This is a genomic window from Pseudarthrobacter sp. fls2-241-R2A-168 (genome assembly GCF_030209335.1).
Lineage (GTDB): Bacteria > Actinomycetota > Actinomycetes > Actinomycetales > Micrococcaceae > Arthrobacter.
The window spans coordinates 97492-113880 of record NZ_JARVSG010000035.1 but is presented as its reverse complement, the minus strand read 5'-3'; the positions used below and the strand labels follow the sequence as shown (position 1 = coordinate 113880).

At 65.0% G+C, this 16389-nt stretch carries 14 protein-coding genes; all 14 read left to right on the top strand.

Features of this window, described 5'->3' with window-relative positions; genetic code table 11:
* Positions 1-30: 30 nt before the first annotated feature.
* Complete coding sequence (locus tag QRN11_RS17765) at positions 31-1773, top strand: ABC transporter ATP-binding protein (RefSeq protein WP_502935052.1); 1743 nt, start codon at positions 31-33, stop codon at positions 1771-1773.
* Complete coding sequence (locus QRN11_RS17760) at positions 1770-2147, top strand: GntR family transcriptional regulator (protein WP_091418766.1); 378 nt, start codon at positions 1770-1772, stop codon at positions 2145-2147. The genes QRN11_RS17765 and QRN11_RS17760 overlap by 4 nt, the downstream gene beginning before the upstream one ends.
* 47 nt (positions 2148-2194) lie before the next feature.
* Complete coding sequence (uvrA, locus tag QRN11_RS17755) at positions 2195-5119, top strand: excinuclease ABC subunit UvrA (RefSeq protein ID WP_285313843.1); 2925 nt, start codon at positions 2195-2197, stop codon at positions 5117-5119.
* An 80-nt stretch (positions 5120-5199) separates the two neighbouring features.
* Positions 5200-5916 (top strand): HAD hydrolase-like protein, encoded by a 717-nt coding sequence (locus tag QRN11_RS17750; protein WP_285313842.1) that lies wholly within the window; start codon positions 5200-5202, stop codon positions 5914-5916.
* Positions 5903-6571, top strand: coding sequence for a lysophospholipid acyltransferase family protein (locus QRN11_RS17745; protein WP_091418769.1), 669 nt, complete (start codon positions 5903-5905; stop codon positions 6569-6571). Before QRN11_RS17750 ends, QRN11_RS17745 begins: the two co-directional genes overlap by 14 nt.
* An 82-nt stretch (positions 6572-6653) precedes the next feature.
* Complete coding sequence (gene uvrC / locus QRN11_RS17740) at positions 6654-8741, top strand: excinuclease ABC subunit UvrC (RefSeq protein ID WP_285313841.1); 2088 nt, start codon at positions 6654-6656, stop codon at positions 8739-8741.
* Positions 8742-8910: 169 nt separating this feature from the next.
* Positions 8911-9834: an RNase adapter RapZ gene (rapZ, locus tag QRN11_RS17735; RefSeq protein WP_285313840.1), complete on the top strand. Its 924-nt coding sequence runs from the start codon at positions 8911-8913 to the stop codon at positions 9832-9834.
* Complete coding sequence (locus QRN11_RS17730; RefSeq protein WP_091418772.1) at positions 9834-10850, top strand: gluconeogenesis factor YvcK family protein; 1017 nt, start codon at positions 9834-9836, stop codon at positions 10848-10850. Before rapZ ends, QRN11_RS17730 begins: the two co-directional genes overlap by 1 nt.
* A gap of 9 nt (positions 10851-10859) precedes the next feature.
* Positions 10860-11840, top strand: a complete 981-nt coding sequence (gene whiA / locus QRN11_RS17725) for a DNA-binding protein WhiA (RefSeq protein WP_050055346.1) — start codon at positions 10860-10862, stop codon at positions 11838-11840.
* A 99-nt stretch (positions 11841-11939) separates the two neighbouring features.
* The gene (locus tag QRN11_RS17720; RefSeq protein WP_091418932.1) at positions 11940-12566 is read left to right on the top strand and encodes a superoxide dismutase; all 627 of its coding nucleotides are present in this window, start codon (positions 11940-11942) and stop codon (positions 12564-12566) included.
* Between the two features lie 261 nt (positions 12567-12827).
* Positions 12828-13838 carry a type I glyceraldehyde-3-phosphate dehydrogenase gene (gene gap, locus QRN11_RS17715; RefSeq protein WP_050055344.1) on the top strand — a complete coding sequence of 337 codons (1011 nt, stop codon included), beginning with the start codon at positions 12828-12830 and terminating at the stop codon, positions 13836-13838.
* Positions 13839-13848: 10 nt separating this feature from the next.
* Positions 13849-15075: a phosphoglycerate kinase gene (locus tag QRN11_RS17710; protein ID WP_091418773.1), complete on the top strand. Its 1227-nt coding sequence runs from the start codon at positions 13849-13851 to the stop codon at positions 15073-15075.
* An 89-nt stretch (positions 15076-15164) separates the two neighbouring features.
* Positions 15165-15980 (top strand): triose-phosphate isomerase, encoded by an 816-nt coding sequence (gene tpiA / locus QRN11_RS17705; protein WP_285313839.1) that lies wholly within the window; start codon positions 15165-15167, stop codon positions 15978-15980.
* Between the two features lie 50 nt (positions 15981-16030).
* Positions 16031-16288 (top strand): preprotein translocase subunit SecG, encoded by a 258-nt coding sequence (gene secG, locus QRN11_RS17700; protein ID WP_050055341.1) that lies wholly within the window; start codon positions 16031-16033, stop codon positions 16286-16288.
* Positions 16289-16389 lie beyond the last annotated feature (101 nt).

Genomic DNA, 16389 nt, shown 5'->3' with positions numbered 1-16389 from the left:
CTGCGGCTGCTCCGGCCTTTCCGGCGCCACATGCTGGGCGCTGTGGCAGCCACCTGCGCATTCGCCGGGCTGAACGTGGCTGCTCCGAAATACCTGGGCGACGCCACCGACCTTGTAGTGGACGGCGTACTCCAAGCGAACCTGGACCAGGAGGCGCTGGCGCTCATCCTGGGAACCGTGGCACTTATGTACGTCGGCGCCTCACTGTTCAATTGGATCCAGGGGGCACTCTCCGCCCGCTCGGTACAGGGCTTGATGTATGGACTCCGGGAGGCGGTGGAGGGAAAACTGCATCGGCTCCCGGCCACTTACTTCGGGGAGCGGTCCAGGGGCGATGTCCTCAGCCGCGCCACGAACGACATCGACAACATCACCCAGGCCCTGAACCAGCTCCTCACACAGCTCATCATGTCCGTCCTGATGCTGTGCGGATCGCTGGCCATGATGCTGTGGATCTCGCCCCTGCTGGCAGCCATTGCGATTGCCACCGTACCGCTGTCCGCCCTGATCACTGTGCAAGTGGCCCGGAAATCCCAGGCCCAGTTCGAGAAGCAATGGATGGAAACGGGCCAGCTGAATGCGCACATGGAGGAATTTATTACGGGCCATGAGGTCATCAAAGCCTTCGGGCGGCAGGCGCAGGCGGCAGACGTGGTGGCCCGGAGCAATGAACGGCTGGCCCGGGCAGCTACCCGGGCGCAGTATTCGGCGGGGGTTGTTCAGCCCCTGATGGCCTTGATGTCCAACCTCAGCTACATCGCTGTTGCGGTGGTGGGTGCCCTCCAGGTGATCGCCGGCGCCATGACCATCGGCGGCATCCAGGCTTTTATCCAGTTCAGCAGGCTCTTCACCCAGCCCGTTGGCCAGATAGGCGGAATGCTCAACCTCATGCAATCCTGCGCTGCTTCCGCAGCCCGGGTCTTCGCCCTGCTCGATACCTCCGAGGAGCCGCGGGACGCGCCGTCCCCGGCCGCAGGTGCGCCTGTTGCTCCAGATGTCCGGGATCATGAAGGCCGCATCGTCTTTGACAATGTGACGTTCGGGTACCCCGGAGCAGCACCGGCGGTGCGTAACCTGTCCTTCAGCGTGGACCCGGGCCGGACGGTAGCGATTGTTGGGCACACGGGGGCGGGCAAAAGCACCGTGATCAACCTCCTCCTGCGTTTTTGTGAACCGGATTCCGGCCGGATCACCATCGACGGAACGGATATCGCCGCTGTTCCCCGAGACCGCCTGCGGGAGCGTTTCGGCGTGGTACTCCAGGATGCGTGGCTCTTTGCCGGGACCATCCGGGAAAACCTCGCCTACGGCAGGCCTGGGGCTACGGAGGCGGACATCCTGGCCGCCGCCGAGGCCAGCTATGTGGACCGCTTCGTCAGGTCGCTGCCTCAGGGGTATGACACCGTCCTGGAAAACGGCGGTGACGGGCTCAGCCAGGGCCAGCGGCAGCTGATCACCATCGCCCGGGCACAGCTGGCGGGCCGTTCCATCCAAATCCTCGATGAGGCAACAAGTTCGGTGGACTCCCGGACGGAGTTGCTGATCCGCCAGGCGATGAACCGGCTGCGCCGTGGCCGCACCGGCTTCGTGATAGCCCACCGTTTGTCCACAGTGCGGGACGCTGATCTAATTCTGGTCATGGACCACGGACGGATCGTCGAGCAAGGCACCCACCAGGAGCTGCTCGTTGCGAACAGCTACTACACACGCCTCTACAACGCACAGTTCGCCCTGCAGGCGGGACGCAGCAGCGCGCTCGAGGCCGGACTTTGACAGCCGCGGGCTTCCCGGGGACGTGGAAGCCGAATGCAGCCAGTTCGGTGCCGCTGTTCGAGCAGCTGCGGCTCCAGGTGATCCATCTGGCCGACGGCGGGAAGCTGCCGCCCGGAACCCGGCTGCCTGCGGTCAGGGCGCTGGCGGAGCAGCTCGATGTGGCACCCCATACGGTGGCGAGGGCGTATAAGGAACTTGAGGCGGCCGGCGTCGTGGCCACCCGGGGGAGGAACGGCACCGTTGTGTGCGCCAGGGACGAACGGCTCGGCGGCCTGTCGGCCGCGGCTGCCACGTATGCTGCAGCCGCGAAAGCCCAAGGCGCCTCCTTTGCGGAAGCCGTGCAGCTGCTCGCTGCAGCCTACGACGGCACGTGAGGATCACCGCGTGGGTGTTCGAAGAAGTTTTCGATTAGCATTAGTGGGTGCCTAAAGCCGTAGCTGAAGAATCTGACCTCCAATCCGTTGAAGTTTCGCTCGCCCCATCCGCAGCGCCCAAGCGTCCGGACCTGTCCCGCCTTGTGGTGAAGGGGGCGCGGGAGCACAACCTGCGCAACGTTGACCTGGACCTGCCGCGCGACGCCATGATCGTCTTCACCGGGCTGTCCGGCTCCGGCAAATCATCCCTCGCCTTCGACACCATCTTCGCCGAAGGCCAGCGCCGCTACGTGGAATCGCTCTCCGCGTACGCCCGCCAGTTCCTGGGGCAGGTGGACAAGCCGGATGTCGACTTCATTGAGGGACTCTCCCCGGCCGTCTCCATCGACCAGAAGTCCACCAGCAAGAACCCCCGCTCCACAGTGGGAACCATCACCGAGATCTACGACTACATGCGCCTGCTGTGGGCCCGCGTAGGCCGGCCGCACTGCCCTGTCTGCGGTGAGCCGGTAGCCAAGCAGACGCCGCAGCAGATTGTGGACCAGTTGCTGGAACTGGACGAGGGCACCCGTTTCCAGGTCCTGGCCCCCGTGGTGCGCGGCCGGAAGGGGGAGTTTGTTGACCTCTTCAAGGAACTCACTGCCAAGGGCTACTCGCGCGCCCGCGTGGACGGCAACCTGGTCCAGCTCAACGATCCGCCCAAGCTGGGAAAGCAGTTCAAGCACACCATCGAGGTGGTGGTGGACCGACTGGTGGTCAAGGAGGGCATCAGCCAGCGGCTCACCGACTCCATCGAAACAGCCCTGGGCCTGGCCGAGGGCAGGGTCCTCGCCGAATTCGTGGACCTGGAAGCCGTCGATCCCCACCGGCTCCGGGCCTTCTCCGAGAACCTGGCGTGCCCCAACGAACATCCGTTGGCCATTGACGAAATCGAGCCCAGGTCCTTTTCCTTCAATAACCCCTTCGGCGCCTGCGCGGCCTGCAGCGGCATTGGCACCAAGCTCGAGGTGGACGAGGAACTGATTGTCCCCAACCCCGAGCTTTCGCTGTCGGAGGGCGCCATCGCTCCCTGGTCCCTGGGCACGGCCACCACCGAATACTGGAACCGGCTCCTCGAAGGCCTGGCGAAGGAACTCGGGTTCTCCATGGATACGCCGTGGGAAAAGCTGGGCAGTGATGTCCGGCAGACAGTGCTGCACGGCAAGGACCACAAAGTGGTGGTGCAGTACAAGAACCGGTTCGGCCGCGAACGGAAATACAGCACCGGCTTCGAAGGTGCCATCCAATACGTCCACCGCAAGCACGGCGAGACGGACTCCGAGTGGGCCCGCGACCGCTACGAAGAGTACATGCGGCAGATCCCCTGCCCTGCCTGCAACGGCGCCCGCCTCAACCCGGCCTCCCTGTCGGTGCTCATCAACGGGAAGTCAATTGCCGACGTCGCCGCCCTCCCCATGCGGGACTGTGCCGACTTCCTGAACAACCTGGTGCTCACGGGCCGCGAAGCGCAGATTGCGCACCAGGTGCTGAAGGAGATCCAGGCGCGGCTGACCTTCCTCCTGGACGTCGGGCTGGAATACCTGAACCTCGAGCGGCCGTCCGCCACGCTGTCCGGCGGCGAAGCACAGCGTATCCGGCTGGCCACCCAGATCGGTTCCGGGCTGGTAGGTGTCCTGTACGTGCTGGATGAACCGTCCATCGGACTGCACCAGCGGGACAACCGCCGCCTGATCGACACCCTGACCAGGCTGCGCGACATGGGCAACACGCTCATTGTGGTGGAACACGACGAAGACACCATCCACGTGGCCGACTGGGTGGTGGACATCGGACCCGGCGCCGGCGAACACGGCGGCCAGGTGGTCCACTCCGGGTCCTACAAAGAGCTGCTCGAGAACACCGCTTCACTGACCGGGGACTACCTGTCCGGGCGCAAGAAGATCGAGGTCCCGAAGAAGCGCCGGAAATACGACAAGAAACGTGAACTAAAGGTCATTGGCGCCCGGGAAAACAACCTCGTGAACGTCGACGCTGCGTTCCCGCTCGGTCTTTTCACCGCCGTCACCGGTGTCAGCGGGTCAGGGAAGTCCACCCTGGTCAATGAAATCCTGTACAAGGTGCTGGCCAACAAGCTCAATGGCGCCAAGCAGGTTGCCGGCCGGCATAAAACCGTGCAGGGCCTGGAACACCTGGACAAGGTGGTGCACGTTGACCAGAGCCCCATCGGCCGGACACCGCGTTCAAACCCGGCCACCTACACCGGCGTCTTTGACAACATCCGCAAGCTCTTCGCGGAAACCACTGAAGCGAAGGTCCGCGGATACCTTCCCGGACGCTTCTCCTTCAACGTCAAGGGCGGGCGGTGCGAGGCATGTTCCGGTGACGGCACGCTGAAGATCGAAATGAACTTCCTGCCGGACGTTTACGTGCCCTGCGAGGTGTGCCACGGAGCGCGCTACAACCGCGAAACGCTGGAAGTCCACTACAAGGGCAAAACCATCGCGGATGTCCTGAACATGCCCATCGAGGAGGGCGCAGAGTTCTTTGCGGCGTTCTCTCCGATCGCCCGCCACCTGAACACCCTCGTGGACGTGGGGCTTGGGTATGTCCGGCTGGGCCAGCCCGCCACCACGTTGTCCGGTGGCGAGGCCCAGCGCGTCAAACTGGCCGCCGAACTGCAAAAGCGGTCCAACGGCCGCAGCGTCTACGTCCTGGATGAGCCCACCACGGGCCTGCACTTCGAGGACATCCGCAAGCTGCTGATGGTGCTGCAGGGCCTGGTGGATAAGGGCAACACCGTGATCACCATCGAGCACAACCTGGATGTCATCAAGAGCGCCGACTGGATTGTGGATCTCGGGCCGGACGGCGGTTCTGGCGGCGGCCAGATTGTTGCAGCCGGCACGCCGGAGCAGATCTCAAAGTCAACCACCAGCCACACGGCGGCCTTCCTCGCAGAGATCCTGCCTTAGGCAGCCACCCTGGCAGGGGAAATATTCCGTGTCGGGAATGCGAGTTTCAGGCATCAGTGCTGTCATGAGAAACTAACCCGGTGACTCAAACAACAGTGCCCGTGATCTTTGACCTGGACGGCACTCTTGTCGATCCGGCCGGTGGAATAACCGATGGAATTGCTTCAGCCCTTCAGGCGCTGAGTCTTCCGGTTCCCGGCCAGGACCTGCTCGAAGCGATGATCGGCCCGAAGCTGAGCGACTCGCTGCTGAACGTGGCCAAGGTCCCGGCGGATCTGCTCGACGAAGTAATCCGCCGCTACCGCGAGTACTACGTGGCCACCGGCATCGGCCAGAGCCGCCTGTACCCGGGTATCCGCGAAGTCCTCGAGTCATTTGCGGCGGCGGGCCGGCCGGTGGCCGTTGCCACGCAGAAACCCCAGGGCCTGGCCCGGACGGTCTTGGGGCACCACGGCATCGATGGACTTTTCCAGGCCATCCACGGCTCAGCGGACGACGAGTCCGCGGTAGACGGGGTTCCAATCGGCAAGACCGGGATCATCGCCGCCGCGCTGAAGGACCTTGGCACGCAGCATGCCTTGATGGTGGGGGACCGGGCACAGGATGTTGCGGGTGCCGTTGCCAACGGCCTGGACTGCATTGGCGTGGCCTGGGGGTTTGCCCCGGACAACGAACTGGAGAATGCCGGAGCCGTTGCAGTGGTGGCCACCGCGGACGAGCTGGTGACCACCATCGACCGTCTTGAGTCCGTCCACGCGGCCGCCATGAGCGAGGTGACCAACGATGGAAATGTTTGAAGCAGTCCGCTGGACCACGCGGAGCCTGATTGCCGGCACCTGCCGGCCCACTGTCGTCGGCATCGAGAACGTGCCCGCCGACGGGCCCTTCATCGTGGCACCCAACCACCTGTCGTTCTTTGACAGCGTCATCGTCCAGGCGCTGATGCCCCGTCCCGTGGCATTCTTCGCCAAGGCCGAGTACTTCACCACCGGCGGCGTCAAAGGCAAGGTCATGAAGGCCTTCTTCGAATCCGTGGGTTCAATCCCGGTGGAGCGCGGTGAACAGGCCGCCAGCGTCCAGGCGCTCAAAACCCTGATGGACATCCTCGAGTCCGGCCGGGGAATCGGAATCTACCCCGAAGGCACCCGATCCCGGGACGGCATCCTTTACCGCGGCCGCACTGGCGTGGGCTGGCTGGCTCTGACCACCGGAGCCCCTGTGATCCCGGTGGGCCTGATCGGGACTGAAAACCTGCAGCGCGCGGGTGAGAAGGGGGTCAGGCCGCAGCACTTCACCATGAAGGTGGGGGAGCCCCTGTACTTCGACAAGACCGGACCGGACCATTCGCTTCCTGCCCGGAGGGAAGTCACGGACCGCATCATGGACGCCATCGCCGAACTCAGCGGCCAGGAACGCTCCGGCAGCTACAACCAAAGCAAAATCGCCGAGTAGCGGGCCTCCGGAGGTGCTGGCCCGCACATCCTCCCGTGCCCTGAGGACCATCGCACCCTGCGCGCCTCAGTAGACTGGATAGGTGGCAAATCCAGCAAGTTACCGCCCGCAAACCGGCGAGATCCCCACCAATCCCGGGGTGTACCGGTTCCGTGACCCGAACGGACGGGTCATCTACGTGGGCAAGGCCAAAAGCCTCCGGTCCCGGTTGAACTCGTACTTCGCCAACCCGGCCGGGCTCCTGCCCAAGACCTATGCCATGGTCCATGCGGCCAGCAGCGTGGAATGGACAGTGGTGGGCAGCGAACTGGAATCGCTGCAACTGGAATATACCTGGATCAAGGAATTCAAGCCCCGGTTCAACGTTGTTTTCCGGGACGACAAGACCTACCCCTACCTCGCCGTGACCATGGGCGAAAAGTATCCGCGGGTCCAGGTGATGCGCGGAGACAAGAAAAAGGGCACGCGCTACTTCGGTCCGTACACCGCGGGGGCCATCCGGGAAACCATGGACACCCTCCTCCGCGTCTTTCCGGTCCGCAGCTGCAGTGCGGGCGTGTTCAAGCGCGCCGAGGCCAGCGGCCGGCCCTGCCTGCTGGGCTACATCGACAAGTGCGCCGCGCCCTGCGTCAGCAGGATTTCGCCTGATGACCACCGGGCCCTGGCCGAGGATTTCTGCGCTTTTATGGGCGGCGAAGCCAAGCGCTTTATCAGCAAGCTGGAAAAGCAGATGGCCGAAGCCGTGTCCGAGCTGAACTACGAACGGGCGGCACGGCTGCGCGATGACATCAGCGCGCTTCGCAAGGTCTTCGAACGCAACGCGGTGGTCCTCGCCGAAGACACCGACGCCGATGTCTTTGCCCTCCATGAGGACGAACTGGAAGCCGCCGTCCAGGTGTTCCATGTCCGGGGCGGCCGGATCCGCGGCCAGCGTGGCTGGGTGGTGGAGAAGGTGGAGGACTCCACCACTCCTGATCTGGTGGAGCACCTCCTGCAGCAGGTGTACGGGGATGAGGACCAGAGCCATGGGAGGCTGCCACGGGAAGTGCTGGTGCCCGTCGCACCCAGCAATGAGGCGGAGCTCACGGTATGGCTCAGCGGAATGCGCGGCGCCAAGGTGGACATCCGGGTGCCGCAACGCGGGGACAAAGCCGCGCTGATGTCCACTGTCCGTGAAAACGCCGAACATGCCCTCAAGCTCCACAAGACCCGCCGCGCCGGTGACCTCACTGTCAGGTCCCAGGCGCTGCAGGAACTCCAGGAGGCCCTGGACCTGCCCGTGCCGCTGCTGCGCATCGAATGCTTTGACGTTTCGCACGTGCAGGGCACCAACGTGGTGGCCTCCATGGTGGTGGTGGAGGACGGGCTGCCCAAGAAGTCCGACTACCGGAAGTTTTCCATCACCGGTGCCGCGGCGTCCGATGACACCGCAGCCATGCATGACGTCCTGACCCGGCGGTTCCGGCACTACCTGAAGGACAAGTCGGCGCAGGTGGACGAATCGGTCCTCAACGCGGGCGGGGCAACTGACGATGCAAACGCGGCAGGGGCGGAACTGGTCCAGGCAGAATCCGGCCAGACAGAACGGGCCAAGGCAGAACCCGGCCTGGCAGCCGTCCCGGAGGACAGCGCCCTGCTGGACACCACCACGCCGGCGCCGCGGGCCAAGTTCGCCTATCCGCCCAACCTCGTGGTGGTGGACGGCGGCAAACCCCAGGTCAATGCAGCGGCACGCGCACTCGAAGACCTCGGCATTGATGACGTGTACGTGGTGGGCCTGGCCAAACGGCTGGAGGAAGTCTGGCTGCCGGACAGCGATTTTCCGGTGATCCTGCCCCGGACGTCCCAGGGGTTGTACCTGCTGCAGCGGATCCGCGACGAGGCCCACCGGTTCGCCATTTCCTTCCACCGGCAAAAGCGTGGAAAGGCCATGACGGTTTCCGCGCTGGACGGCGTGCCGGGACTGGGCGCCTCCAAACGCAAGGCCCTGCTCGCGCACTTCGGCTCGGTCAAAGGCGTCAAGGCAGCGTCGGCGGCCGAACTGTCGGAAGCGAAGGGCATCGGTCCAGCCCTGGCCAGCGCCATCGTGAACCACTTCTCGGGGAGCGGACCGGAAGCGTCGCCGGTGCCGGCCATCAACATGACCACCGGTGAAGTCCTCGAAGGCTGACGGAGGACACCGGCACGCCGAAATGCGCAAAACTCAAGAGGATCAACCAAAATCCGGCCGCGTCTGCTGAAACTTGGCGGACTCCACCGATTCTTAGCTAGGGTTGGGGAGGGGTGCGGGCCAACGCGGGCCGTCCCCACCAGGCAACTGAAGAAACGGGGCGGACTTAATGGCAGACACAACGGCGGAATCCGGAGCAGGCGAAGACGGGATGCAGCCCGTCAAGCCGCTCGAAGCGGAACTGCTGGTGGTCACCGGGATGTCCGGAGCGGGGCGGAGCACGGCTGCTGACGCGCTGGAGGACCACGGCTGGTATGTCGTGGAAAACCTGCCGCCCCAGATGCTGGGCACGCTCGCCGAGCTCGTCTCGCACGCCCCGCAGTCCATCCCGCGGCTTGCCGTGGTCATCGACGTCCGCAGCAAGGGTCTTTTCGCAGACATCCGGGCGGCGCTGGGAGCACTGGCGGCCAGCGGCGTCACCTTCCGCGTCCTCTTCCTCGACGCCAGCGACAACGTGCTGGTCCGCCGCTTCGAGCAGGGCCGCCGGCCCCATCCGCTCCAGGGCGGCGGCCGGATCCTCGACGGCATCGCTGCCGAACGGGAGCTGCTGCAGGAACTTCGCGACAGCTCCGACGTCGTGCTGGACACGTCGGGCTACAACGTCCACGGCCTGGCCAACGCCATCACCGAGCTCTTCAGCGAGACCGGCCCCGTGGCCCTGCGGCTGAACATCATGAGCTTCGGTTTCAAGTACGGGCTGCCCGTCGACGCCAACTATGTGGCGGATGTCAGGTTCATTCCCAACCCGCACTGGGTGCCCCAGCTCCGCCCGCATACCGGCTTGGACAAGGACGTCAGCGACTACGTCCTCGAAGCCGAAGGTGTCAAGAACTTCGTGGACCGCTACGTGATGGCGCTGGAACCGGTCCTGGACGGCTACCGCCGCGAGAACAAGCATTACGCCACCATCGCCGTGGGCTGCACCGGCGGCAAACACCGCTCGGTGGCTGTCGCCGTCGAACTGTCCAAGAAGCTGGCCCAGTTCCCGCGCGTCACCGTGACCACCACGCACCGGGACCTGGGCCGGGAGTAATGTCGCTGTTCACCGGGGCCCTGCCGCTGGTTCCGCCTGCCGGAACGGCGGCCAACCAGCAGGACAAAGGGCGCAATGTTGTGGCACTCGGCGGCGGCCACGGCCTGTCGGCCTCCCTCTCGGCGCTGCGCCTGCTCACCAGCGAGCTCACCGCCATCGTCACTGTAGCGGACGACGGCGGATCTTCCGGGCGTCTGCGCGACGAGTACGGCGTCCTCCCGCCCGGGGATCTGCGCATGGCCTTGTCCGCCCTGTGTGACGACACGGACTGGGGCCGCACGTGGCGGGACGTGATGCAGCACCGCTTCCGTCCCGGCAAGGGACCGGGCGGCTCCCTGGACGACCACGCAACCGGCAACCTGCTGATTGTCACCCTGTGGGAACTGCTCGGCGACGCAGTTGCGGGGCTGCGGTGGGCGGGGGCGCTGCTCGGTGCCCGCGGCCAGGTCCTGCCCATGTCCACCGAGCCGTTGACCATCGAAGGCGATGTCCGGGTCACCGCGGCGGACGGCACCTCGCAGCTCCAGACGATCCACGGCCAGGCGCGCTGCGCCGTTGCCGGGTCCCTGGAAGCGGTGCGGCTGCTGCCCGAAGCGGCCCCCGCCTGCGTTGAAGCACTTTCGGCCATCGAACTGGCGGACTGGGTGATCCTTGGCCCCGGATCCTGGTACACGTCGGTCCTGCCGCACCTGCTGCTCCCCGAGATGCGCCAGGCGCTGTGCCACACCCCGGCCAAACGCCTCCTGACCATGAACCTGGCCACGGACACTAAGGAAACCTCCGGCATGACGGCCGCCGACCACCTCCACGTCCTGCGGCGCTACGCTCCCGATTTCAGCATTGATGTTGTCCTGGCCGACCCCGCCTCGGTTCCCGACCTGCCGGAGTTCGAGAAGGCCGCCGCGATGATCGGAGCCGAGGTGGTCTTGGGTAAAGTAGGGGCGTCGGGCCGCCGACCCGTCCATGACCCCCTCCGTCTGGCAACGGCGTACCACGACATTTTCGGGAACAGTTAGGAAGGTGCCATGGCACTGACAGCATCAGTCAAGGAAGAACTTTCCCGTCTGGACATCAAAAAGTCATCAGTCCGGAAGGCGGAAGTCTCAGCCATGCTGCGCTTCGCCGGCGGACTCCACATCATCTCCGGCCGGATCGTGATCGAAGCCGAAGTGGACCTGGCCTCCACAGCCCGCCGCCTTCGCGCGGCCATCGCCGAAGTCTACGGACACCAAAGCGAAATCATCGTTGTCTCAGCCGGGGGTCTGCGGCGCGCCAGCCGCTACGTGGTCCGTGTTGTGCGCGACGGCGAGGCGCTGGCCCGGCAGACGGGCCTCCTCGACGGCCGCGGCCGGCCGGTGCGGGGGCTGCCCTCCGCCGTCGTCAACGGCTCCGCAGCCGATGCCGAAGCGGTGTGGCGCGGCGCGTTCCTGGCCCACGGCTCGCTCACGGAGCCCGGGCGGTCCTCTTCGCTGGAGGTCACCTGCCCCGGCCCGGAGTCCGCGCTGGCACTGGTGGGCGCGGCCCGCCGGCTGGACATCCAGGCGAAGGCGCGCGAGGTCAGGGGAGTGGACCGCGTGGTCATCCGGGACGGCGACACCATCGCAGCCCTCCTTACCCGCATGGGCGCCCACGACGCCCTGATGGTGTGGGAGGAGCGCCGGATGCGCAAGGAAGTCCGGGCAACGGCCAACCGGCTCGCCAACTTCGACGACGCCAACCTGCGCCGCTCAGCCCAGGCTGCCGTGGCCGCCGGCGCGCGGGTGGACAGGGCGCTGGAAATCCTCGGCGACGACGTCCCCGAGCACCTGAAGTACGCCGGCGAACTGCGGGTCGCCCATAAGCAGGCCAGCCTCGACGAACTGGGCCGCCTGGCGGATCCGGTGATGACCAAGGACGCCATCGCGGGCAGGATCCGCCGGCTGCTCGCCATGGCGGACAAACGTGCCCTTGACCTGGGCATCCCCGGAACGGACGCCAATGTGACGCCTGAAATGCTGGACGAGTAACAGGCCCATAGAATCAAAAAGATTCCGGGTGCCAGATGCCCGGATGCACAATCCGAGATGTACCAACCGGACCGAGTGTCCACGATGATGGAGGATTTTGTGACCGAGTACGTACTGCCTGAACTCAGCTACGACTACGCCGCCCTGGAGCCGCACATTTCTGCGCGGATCATGGAGCTGCACCACAGCAAGCACCACGCCGCTTACGTGGCCGGCGCCAACAACGCCCTGGCCCAGCTGGCCGAAGCCCGCGAGAAGGGCGACTTCGCGAACATCAACCGGCTCTCGAAGGACCTCGCGTTCCACACCGGCGGACACGTCAACCACTCCGTCTTCTGGAACAACCTCTCCCCGGACGGCGGCGACAAGCCCGAAGGTGAGCTCGCTGCGGCCATCGACGACGCTTTCGGTTCCTTCGACGCATTCCGTGCCCAGTTCTCCGCGGCCGCCCTCGGCCTGCAGGGTTCCGGCTGGGGCTTCCTGGCCTACGAGCCCATCGGTGGAAACCTGGTCATCGAGCAGCTGTACGACCAGCAGGGCAACACGGCACTGGGCACCATCCCGCTGCTGATGCTGGACATGTGGGAGCACGCCTTCTACCTGGACTACGTCAACGTCAAGGCCGACTACGTCAAGGCGTTCTGGAACATCGTGAACTGGGCCGACGTCGCCAAGCGCTTCGAGGCTGCACGCACCAACGCCACGGGACTCATCACCCTCCCGTAGTGATCAGCGCTACACGCGCCTGTAACAAACTTCACATTCGGACTTAAACCAACCGCAATGTGGACCGTCCGCCCCCGCACTTGCGGGGGCGGACCCAGTTAAACGTAAGATAGGTCACGGAAGGCGGTTAGCCTTCAGCAATGAGGCTGGTCGCCCTCCGTCTGTAAATCATCTCTGCCCAATGGCGTGCGGGATCTGTTAGTTGGCTTGAACGCCCGCTCAACTAGTTGTGCTTCTCAAAGCACCAAGGAGACTGAAAAAGTGACGACCCGTATTGGTATCAACGGCTTTGGCCGTATTGGCCGCAACTACTTCCGCGCAGCCCTGGCACAGGGCGCGGACCTGGAGATCGTTGCAGTCAACGACCTCACCAGCCCCGAGGCCCTCGCCCACCTGTTCAAGTACGACTCCGTGGGCGGCCGCCTGAAGGAAACCATCGAGGTCAAGGACGGCAACATCGTCGTCAACGGCAACGTCGTCAAGGTCCTGGCAGAGCGCGATCCCGCCAACCTCCCGTGGGGCGAGCTGGGCGTGGACATCGTGATCGAATCCACCGGCTTCTTCACCAAGGCCGCCGATGCGCAGAAGCACATCGACGCCGGCGCCAAGAAGGTCCTGATCTCCGCCCCGGCATCGGATGAGGACATCACCATCGTGATGGGTGTCAACCACAACCTGTACGACAACGCGACGCACCACATCATCTCCAACGCGTCCTGCACCACCAACTGCCTTGGCCCGCTGGCCAAGGTGGTCAACGACGAGTTCGGCATCGAACGTGGCCTGATGACCACCGTCCACGCCTACACCGCAGACCAGAACCTGCAGGACGGCCCGCACAAGGACCTGCGCCGTGCGCGCGCCGCAGCCGTCAACATGGTGCCCACGTCCACCGGTGCAGCCAAGGCCATCGGCCTGGTCCTCCCCGAGCTCAAGGGCAAGCTGGACGGCTACGCCATCCGCGTTCCCGTCCCCACCGGCTCCGCCACCGACCTCACCGTCACCGTCTCCCGCGAGACCACCGTGGAGGAAGTCAACGCCGCCCTCAAGCGTGCCGCTGAATCCGAGGAACTGCAGGGCTTCCTGACCTACACGGACGAGCCCATCGTCTCCTCCGACATTGTCGGCGACCCTGCCTCGTCCATCTTCGACTCCGGCCTCACCAAGGTGATCGGCAACCAGGTCAAGGTTGTTTCCTGGTACGACAACGAATGGGGCTACTCCAACCGGCTCGTTGACCTTACGGAGCTTGTCGCGTCCAAGCTGGGCTAGGGTTAGACACATGACATCTCACACCCTCAACGAACTGATCGCTGAAGGTGTCCGCGGGCGGTACATTCTGGTTCGAAGTGACCTGAATGTGCCGCTCGACGGCTCTACAGTGACTGACGACGGCCGGATCAAGGCCTCACTGCCAGTCCTGCGAAAGCTCACGGACGCCGGTGCCCGCGTGCTGGTAACAGCCCACCTCGGCCGCCCCAAGGGCGCCCCGGAGGAAAAGTACTCCCTCAAGCCTGCGGCCTCCCGCCTGGCCGAACTGGCCGGCTTCAAGGTCACGCTGGCCGGGGATACCGTGGGCAGCTCCGCCAAGGAAGCTGCCGCCTCCCTCCAGGACGGTGAAGTGCTGGTCCTGGAGAACGTGCGCTTCGATGCCCGCGAAACCAGCAAGGACGACGCCGAGCGCGGCGCCTTCGCTGACGAGCTGGTGGCCCTGACGGGCGATAACGGAGCCTACGTGGACGACGCCTTCGGGGCCGTGCACCGCAAGCACGCCAGCGTCTACGACGTCGCCACCCGGCTGCCGTCCTACCTCGGCGACCTCGTGCACACCGAGGTGGAGGTTCTGCGCAAGCTCACCGCGGACACCCAGCGCCCCTACGTGGTGGTGCTCGGCGGGTCCAAGGTCTCGGACAAGCTGGCTGTCATCGACAACCTGCTCGGCAAGGCAGACACCATCCTGGTGGGCGGCGGCATGCTGTTCACGTTCCTTGCCGCGGCCGGGCACAAGGTTGGCTCCAGCCTCCTCGAAGAAGACCAGATCCCCGTGGTCCAGGACTACCTGAAGCGGGCAGCGGATGCCGGCACCGAATTTGTGGTGCCCACGGACGTGGTGGTGGCGGAGAAGTTCGCCGCCAACGCCGCCCACGAGACCGTCGCCGCCGACGCCATCGAGGGCAGCAGCTTCGGTGAGCAGGGCATCGGCCTGGACATCGGACCCGACTCGGCAGCCGCTTTCGCCGACCGGATCAAGGGTGCCAAGACCGTCTTCTGGAACGGCCCCATGGGTGTGTTCGAATTCGAGGCGTTCTCCGCCGGTACCCGCGCCATCGCGCAGGCCCTCACCGAAACCGGAGCTTTCACGGTTGTGGGCGGTGGCGACTCAGCCGCCGCAGTCCGCACCCTCGGGTTCGCCGATGACCAGTTCGGCCACATTTCCACCGGTGGCGGCGCCAGCCTGGAATACCTCGAAGGCAAGGAACTCCCGGGGCTCAGCGTCCTGGATCGGTAGAGCGTCAATGCTCTTTCGTCCTCCGGCCGGCAGGTTGCCCCGCGGCAGCCTGCCGGCCGCACACTTATTCTGACTTTTTTGGAGAACACGTGACATCGTCAACGAACGGCGCTTTTGACCGCAAGCCCTTCATCGCGGGCAACTGGAAAATGAACATGGACCACGTCCAGGGCATCACCCTCCTGCAGAAGCTTGCCTGGACCCTCTCGGATGCCAAGCACGACTACAGCCGGGTGGAGGTTGCCGTCTTCCCCCCGTTCACCGATCTCCGCGGCGTGCAGACCCTGGTCCAGGGCGACGACCTGGATGTCGCCTACGGCGGCCAGGACCTTTCCCAGTTCGACTCCGGCGCCTACACCGGCGACATCTCCGGCCAGTTCCTGAACAAGCTGGGCTGCAAGTACGTCCTGGTGGGCCACAGTGAGCGGCGGACCATCCATAAAGAATCTGACGACGTCCTCAATGCCAAAGTCAAGGCTGCCTTCAAGCACAACCTCGTTCCCGTGCTCTGCGTGGGCGAAGGCCTGGAGATCCGACAGGCAGGCACGCACGTCGAGCACACCCTTGCCCAGCTCCGCGCCGGCGTCGCCGGGCTGAGCCCCGAGCAGGCCGCCGAGCTTGTGGTGGCCTACGAGCCCGTCTGGGCCATCGGAACGGGCGAAGTTGCCGGGCCGGCAGATGCACAGGAAATGTGTGCCGCCATCCGCGCCGAGCTTGAGTCCCTGTTCGATGCCGCAACTGCTGCCAAGACGCGTCTCCTGTACGGCGGTTCGGTCAAGGCCAACAACGCCGCCGCCATCCTGAAGGAACGCGACGTGGACGGCCTGCTGGTGGGTGGCGCGAGCCTCGATCCGGCCGAGTTTGCTAATATTGTCAGGTTCGAGAGTCACCTGGTGACGGACTAGTCCGTCCCGGCGCGCACACTCCCGTCATTCCAACTTTCTGAAAGGCCGTCGTGGACGTTCTTCATGTCATTCTGCAGATCCTCCTTGGCATCACCAGCCTCCTGCTGACGTTGCTGATCCTCCTCCACAAGGGACGGGGCGGCGGACTGTCCGACATGTTCGGTGGCGGCATGAGCTCTGGCTTGAGCTCCTCAGGCGTGGCAGAGCGCAACCTGAACCGGTTCACCATCATCCTCGGCGTCACGTGGGGCATCGTGATCATCGCCCTGGGACTGATCATGCGCTTCACCGGCAGCGGCGACTCCTGATTCCCGCCTAAAAGGTTCGGCGCGGGCACTGCCGCGGCGCCGGTCCGCGAACTAAACTGTGGCTGTCGGTTCTCCGGCAGCCACAGTTCTGTTTAACACAG

Excerpts from the sequence above, each read along its gene's own strand:
- QRN11_RS17765 (WP_502935052.1), top strand. The coding sequence starts at position 31 with ATGCTGGGCGCTGTGGCAGCCACCTGCGCATTCGCCGGGCTGAACGTG.
- QRN11_RS17745 (WP_091418769.1), top strand. The coding sequence starts at position 5,903 with ATGGAAATGTTTGAAGCAGTCCGCTGGACCACGCGGAGCCTGATTGCC.
- rapZ (WP_285313840.1), top strand. The coding sequence starts at position 8,911 with ATGGCAGACACAACGGCGGAATCCGGAGCAGGCGAAGACGGGATGCAG.
- QRN11_RS17730 (WP_091418772.1), top strand. The coding sequence starts at position 9,834 with ATGTCGCTGTTCACCGGGGCCCTGCCGCTGGTTCCGCCTGCCGGAACG.
- whiA (WP_050055346.1), top strand. The coding sequence starts at position 10,860 with ATGGCACTGACAGCATCAGTCAAGGAAGAACTTTCCCGTCTGGACATC.
- QRN11_RS17710 (WP_091418773.1), top strand. The coding sequence starts at position 13,849 with ATGACATCTCACACCCTCAACGAACTGATCGCTGAAGGTGTCCGCGGG.